This is a genomic window from Bartonella sp. AA74HLJMH (assembly GCF_042197045.1).
Lineage (GTDB): Bacteria > Pseudomonadota > Alphaproteobacteria > Rhizobiales > Rhizobiaceae > Bartonella.
Window position 1 is genome coordinate 1 of sequence record NZ_JBHIRJ010000051.1, and the last position, 3462, is coordinate 3462.

Consider the following 3462-nt stretch of genomic DNA (forward strand, 5'->3'; position numbering starts at 1 on the left):
GTATCTTTGTAGGCGTTTAAACGCAAGCCTTCCCATTGTTTAATAAGTGCTAGCCCTTCTGATGATATTTTTCGCATATGATTCTCCATAAAAAAAGCTCCGCAAAAAGCAGAGCTGGATTAAAAAATTGACATCTTTCTCATTCGGAAAGATAGCTTGGTTAAGCTTCATGTCGCTTTTTCATTGGAATAAAAGAAGATTTTTTCTCAACTTTTAATTTCTCTCTTGACAAATATTCGTTTATAAACGAATATACATCATGTTTGAAATACGTCACTACCTTACTTCTGATGGCAAAGACTTGATAGCTGATTGGCTGCGAAAGCTCCGTGATATACAGGCTAAAACTGCAATTATTCGCCGCCTTAATCGTTTAGAGCAGGGAAACTTTGGCGATTTCAAGCCGCTTCGTGAGGGTGTTCATGAATTGCGTATTAATGTTGGTCCTGGCTACCGAGTTTATTATGTCCAATCTGGAAAGACCGTATTGTTGCTATTATGCGGTGGCAGCAAAAAAACACAAGAGACTGATATCACTCGTGCATGTGCTTGCTGGCGTGATTGGCAAAACCGTGAAGATTAAAGGAGTGCAAAAATGAAAGACCGTAACCATGATGATGCAATGGCAGAAATATTCCGTGATGATCCTGAGTTGGCAGCAGCTACCCTTGATGCAATCCTAGCAGATGGTGATCAGGGTGAGCTGCTTGTAACTCTACGCCAAATGGCCAAAGCTTATGGTGGTGTTCAAGCTGTAGCTAAAGCAGCCAACTTGAACCCAACACAACTTTACCGTACACTTTCAGAAAAAGGTAATCCAGAGTTCCGCAGCTTGAATGCTTTACTGCGTACCATGGGGTTTCGTTTGGCTGTACAGCCTCTTGAACGACCAGTTCCACACGTGTAACTTTAGTTCCACTCCCCACCTTTAAAGATGGGGAAGGGAGGTATTTAAGCAATCATTTTTAATGAGGGGCTCTATATCTAGTTTATAACCTATCATGTATCTTCCTCATCCATATGGATGACGCCTTCGCCTTCGTCGCATGCGTTTGGTGGGGCGTTTGGATCAAGGGTATCATCCTTGTCTGGTGTTGTGTTTGCAACGTTTCCAGCCGCATCTTCTTGCGCTTTATCAAAAAGTTCGCACTCTATTTTTGTGGTGTAACCACCCGTTTTATCAAGTTTGTGCTTAACGCTCTTGATGCGCCATTCTGCTGGAATATAGGGGCGGAAAGGGGGCTCTTGAACAAGTTTTGCTTCTGCTTGTACAAACGGATTACCTCCGATATCACATGAGAAAGAAGACTTACCGCGTGATGATTTATTGCGATAAGCAGCAATGGCTGCAACAGCCTCTGATTGGTTATGGTAGGTATATTTGAGTTCATGAAACGGTGCTTTACCAACTTTGACTTCTTTTTTTTCACCAGTGCGAATATCATGATAGCTTGCGAGAACACCGCCTTTCTTCTCTTCTTCTTGCTCTTGATTTTCAGATGTTTTGGCTTCCGTCTCTTCTTTAGGCAAATTGGGGGCGTCACTTTCATCCATATGGATCACATCTTCGCTGTCATCAATTTCCTCTGGTTTTCGTGCATCAGCAGCGGCTTTTTGGTCGTCTCCCACATCTGTTTCTAAGCCATTGGCTGCACCTGCTTCATCACGCGCACTGTATTTAAAATCCCAAGAGGTACAATGTTTCTCATGAATAACAATAACGGGGAGTGTTTCACCAGTGATAGCTTTGCCTTCCCCCCGTCTAGCCAAAACAAGCTTGCCATCAACGGGTTTTGCTACCGCATCATATCCTCCTGCAAGGCGTGCGGCAAAAGCCATATCGCTTTCAGCTGTTTGATCAATGTGACGCACAACAATTTTAGCAAGAGCAGGGTCAACTTTTGGTGTATAGCCATTACGCTCTGCTATCTCTTGAACAATACTGCCAAGGGTTTTCTGGTGGTAGGATTGGCTTTTTGGGGTTCTGTAAGACGTGTTCATTGATGCGGCGCGTCCTGTAACACTTAAGCTTTGCGGTGGGCTGCTTACAGAAATTTCGTCTATCAGATAGGCTCCCATATCGCGGTTTTTCCCGCCTTCATAGCCAAGTGTTATGGAAATAACTGTCCCGATGAGAGGAATATCAAGAAAGCCGTTATCACTGTCACGCGCACGGTCATCAAGCTCTATAGTGATACGATCACTTTTGTTTTCTGCTTCATCGGTAATTTCAATTGATAAAACATAATCCATGAGCGTTTTGGTGATGTCTTCTCCATTTGCCAGAACCGTGCAAAAAGGTTTCATGATTTGCTACCCCAAATTCTGATCACTGGTGTGGCTTTCGGATAGGGGAGGGACGGCAAAACTATGGTGATGCCTGCTTTTAAAATGGGTCCATAGTCTGCAAGACCAAAATTTGCTGCATAAACGCGTTCAACAGCAAGGGCTTGTTGACCCTTTGCATAGTATCTCCAGCAAATGGCATCAATCATATCGCCTTCTTTTGTTACGTAAAGATCACTCATAGCTCTTCACCATATTCTCTCAACTTTATCGTAAATTCTTGTTTTTTTGGGGTGCCATTATGATGAAAAACGCTTTGTTTTTCCTCTACAGAAAGAATGACAAACTTACCTAAGATTTTGCCTTGACCAGTCACAAGAATGTGAGGTCCTTTATGTGCCATTTGCCGTAAATATTCGAGCTGTCTATGACCACCTTTGAAATCTGGATAAATCACACCAGTTAAAGAAAATTCCGCATTTGCAACAGCTGGTAATTGAAGAGCTGCTTTGCGCCCCAATCGTCCTTGCTCTACCCATGGAACCCCATAAGACATATCAAGTGTTTGATAAGCTGCTGTTTCAATCGAAAAAATAAAACCACCCAAAGCTAACATCATGGTATTTAATCCGAAAGGCTAGAGGCTATGGCTAAACGTTGCTGTTTTGCATAGCGTTCAAGTGCTTGATTGACAGCGTCTCTGATTTCGTCCTTGAGACCATTGGGGACGGAAATATTTAGATTTGTAATGGTTACACGGGCGTCTACTTCAACGGGCTTATGAACCGTAATTGGCTTTGGAGCTTTAAAGGCACCTACTTTATTTGTTGCCTGCATTTGTCCTGTTTCAACGACACTTGTATTAAAACCACTCTTGCGTTTTTCAGGGGGGGTATTTGTAACCACTGCTGTATCCAGCATTCTTTTTGCCTGTGTATTGGTTTCTTCGGTAAAGGTTTTAATGGTCTGCGTTGAAGTCTTGTCTATTGAAACATTAAACCCTAGCTTTTCTTTCACCCAATTAGGCATCCAACTGGTTAATTTCTTCATCATATTGCCAAAACCGTTATACAGATCATCCCATTTGCTTTTGATGCCCTCCCAAAGCCCGTTAATCAGATTGGTTCCTGCTTCCATGAGATTGATCCCAAACAGCCACTCAATCAATGCATTGAT

5 protein-coding genes and 2 pseudogenes are annotated in these 3462 nt (G+C 42.7%); 2 read left to right on the plus strand and 5 right to left on the minus strand.

Going from position 1 to position 3462, the window contains the following annotated elements; all coding sequences use genetic code 11:
* Positions 1-77 (minus strand): annotated as a pseudogene (locus ACFINH_RS09290) (lysozyme); the annotation flags it as partial.
* Positions 78-259: 182 nt separating this feature from the next.
* Here ACFINH_RS09290 and ACFINH_RS09295 point away from each other — a divergent pair.
* Together ACFINH_RS09295 and ACFINH_RS09300 are read left to right on the plus strand one after the other, a co-directional pair.
* Positions 260-583: a type II toxin-antitoxin system RelE/ParE family toxin gene (locus tag ACFINH_RS09295; RefSeq protein WP_375632850.1), complete on the plus strand. Its 324-nt coding sequence runs from the start codon at positions 260-262 to the stop codon at positions 581-583.
* 12 nt (positions 584-595) lie between these two features.
* Positions 596-907, plus strand: coding sequence for a DNA-binding protein (locus ACFINH_RS09300; protein WP_208439803.1), 312 nt, complete (start codon positions 596-598; stop codon positions 905-907).
* Between the two features lie 92 nt (positions 908-999).
* Here ACFINH_RS09300 and ACFINH_RS09305 read toward each other — a convergent pair whose 3' ends face one another.
* From ACFINH_RS09305 to ACFINH_RS09320, 4 genes and pseudogenes are all read right to left on the minus strand, one after another.
* The gene (locus ACFINH_RS09305) at positions 1000-2307 is read right to left on the minus strand and encodes a phage late control D family protein (RefSeq protein ID WP_375632852.1); all 1308 of its coding nucleotides are present in this window, start codon (positions 2305-2307) and stop codon (positions 1000-1002) included.
* Positions 2304-2528: a tail protein X gene (locus ACFINH_RS09310; RefSeq protein WP_375632854.1), complete on the minus strand. Its 225-nt coding sequence runs from the start codon at positions 2526-2528 to the stop codon at positions 2304-2306. Before ACFINH_RS09310 ends, ACFINH_RS09305 begins: the two co-directional genes overlap by 4 nt.
* Positions 2525-2905, minus strand: coding sequence for a phage tail protein (locus ACFINH_RS09315; RefSeq protein WP_375632856.1), 381 nt, complete (start codon positions 2903-2905; stop codon positions 2525-2527). The genes ACFINH_RS09310 and ACFINH_RS09315 overlap by 4 nt, the downstream gene beginning before the upstream one ends.
* A gap of 5 nt (positions 2906-2910) precedes the next feature.
* Positions 2911-3462 (minus strand): annotated as a pseudogene (locus ACFINH_RS09320) (phage tail protein); the annotation flags it as partial.